We start from the raw sequence: 2,309 nt of genomic DNA, 5'->3' as shown, positions 1-2,309 counted from the left end.
TCTGCAACATTTCCCTGAATCCAATTATCAGCAACAGTTTTAACGTCTCCTGAACATCCGCGAATCACTTCTATTCCTGAGTTTTTCAAAACATTTACAGCTCCCTGACCCATATTGCCTGCAAGCATAACCGATACTCCTATATCAGACAATGTTTGGGCAATATTTGACTTACAGCCACAACCAGCTGGTGATTCTAACATTTCCTGAGATATGATTTCTTTTTTATCCTTGTCCACCGTTATAATAGTATAGTACTCACAGTGACCAAAATGATTGTCTATTTGATTTTGTCTTGATGGTAAAGCAATTTTCATATTATTGTTCCTCCAATAGTGTAATTAAATTCCGAAATATATTACATAATAACACAACCTTCATGATTTATAAAGCATACCTCGTAGATTATTTATTGAGTAATTTTTTTCAAAACTTCAATGTCATCATCAATAAACCTATGATTATTGTCTTTAACATTAAACTTACACATTCTGTATGCCATCTGATAATAGAAGCCAACGCTAAGGCTACAGTATAATGTTCCCATTCCAACCTTACCACCCATCAGATATCCTATGATAAGTGCAGTGCATTCTATAACACCCTTGATTAAGGCTACTGATCTTCCTGTTTTTTTAACAAGCATTACCATTACTCCGTCTCGTGGTCCTGATCCTAAACCTGCACTCAAATATAAAAACGAGCTGACTCCCATCAACAGCATTCCAAAAGACAACATAATAAATCCCGATAAAAAAGAACTGCATTTCGGAATAATCCCCCACTTCAATATCAAGTCTATGAATACACCGACAAAATACATATTAGCCAATGAACCCCATCCGATTTTTTCTCCAGATAAATATGATATTGCAATAAACACAAAACCTACAATAATACAAGCTTTACCAAAAGTAATATCAAAAGCCTCTGCAATACCACTGTGCAAAACACCAAAAGGAGACATTCCAAGGTTTGCCTGCAGCATCAATGCTGCTGAAACCCCCATTATGAATAGTCCAATGAACAGTCTTGCTACTTTTTTACATATGTAAATCATGAAAGCAATCCATTAAGTATGTTATCCTGGATTTTATCCATGAAATCTTCAATTCTATTCATATTTTGCATTTTCTATCTCCCCAAACTACTTGCCAACCAACAATATATACTTCATCAAATGAAGGTTTGTCGGCTGACCTTACTATGGTCATAATAACATTTGGCAACTTCCAAGAAAATATCCTGTTCGGACCTTGAAATGAAAACATTGATATTAACGCAAAAAGGTAGCAAGTACAGACAGATATTCAAGTCCTATATTAAAGAGAATCAAGTCGAGCTAAAGTCAGAGCTTGAATTCGGTAATGTTGAAGTTATTAAGTCATTCGATAACCGCGAATTCACTATAACAGCTCAGGTTTTATACCGCGACGATAAATGGTTGAAAAAATCTAAAACTAAAACAAACTTGCTGTCAGCCCAAATAATTCAAATTTCCCGGGAAATACCAATTTGATTAATATGTTGATAAATATTTTAGTATATCTTGATTAGAAATCTGTAATTCTTCACTCAACTCCTTACGATTTGACATGACTGCAATAAACATCTCCTTTTCTTATAATTCGTACTCTACTCTATTTCTTACATGATTGTTATACACCTATGGATTGTCAACATTAAACCAGACAACTTTTTTCATTCAATCAATTTTTCAAGAAATTTTTCATATATATGCTTTCAATCCTGTCAGGCTCCAGGGGTTTGCTGAAATAGTATCCTTGAATGCAATGGCAACCAGCATCCCTTAATAATTCATATTGTTCAAGTGTTTCGACTCCCTCAGCAAGAGTCTTGATATTGAACTCCTCGGCCAGAAGATTAAGCTTTTGTATTACACCGCAGTTTTTATCATCTGCATATTGATCCACCAGGGACTTGTCGTACTTTATCTTGTCAACTGGAAACTTGGTTAGATAGCTTATAGATGAAAACCCGCTACCAAAATCATCAAGTGCAAGGCTTATTCCAATATCCTTGATTCGATTTAGTAAATCGACGGCCTTTTCGGTGTCACCAATCAAAAGATTCTCCGTAATCTCTATTTCAACATACCTGGCTTCGACCTTGTATTTCTCAAGTATTCTTTCCATGAATTCAACAAACCCACTGTCATCCATCTGCTTTACTGACATATTTACAGCTACCTTCTTCATCTCTAATCCATTTTTATTCCATCTGGAAATCTGACTCACGGCTTCCTCAAATACCCATCTTCCTATGCGGTTGATCAAACCTCTCTCTTC

General features: G+C 35.4%; 3 protein-coding genes. All 3 read right to left on the bottom strand.

The features are described from left to right. On the bottom strand, positions 1 to 317 hold a 317-nt coding region (locus AC3AX0_RS11785), incomplete at its 3' end, for a NifB/NifX family molybdenum-iron cluster-binding protein (RefSeq protein WP_487550478.1). 92 nt (positions 318 to 409) lie between these two features. Next, the gene (locus AC3AX0_RS11780; protein ID WP_487550477.1) at positions 410 to 1,060 is read right to left on the bottom strand and encodes a YczE/YyaS/YitT family protein; all 651 of its coding nucleotides are present in this window, start codon (positions 1,058 to 1,060) and stop codon (positions 410 to 412) included. A gap of 649 nt (positions 1,061 to 1,709) precedes the next feature. Further along, on the bottom strand, positions 1,710 to 2,309 hold a 600-nt coding region (locus AC3AX0_RS11775; RefSeq protein WP_487550476.1), incomplete at its 5' end, for an EAL domain-containing protein.

The sequence above is a fragment of the Dethiosulfatibacter sp. genome (assembly GCF_983023055.1).
The sequence above is the reverse complement of the archived record's forward strand: the minus strand, read 5'-3'. Positions and strand labels throughout refer to the sequence as shown.

Bases quoted from the DNA above. Each gene is read 5' to 3' on its own strand.
- AC3AX0_RS11780 (WP_487550477.1), bottom strand. From the start codon at position 1,060: ATGATTTACATATGTAAAAAAGTAGCAAGACTGTTCATTGGACTATTC.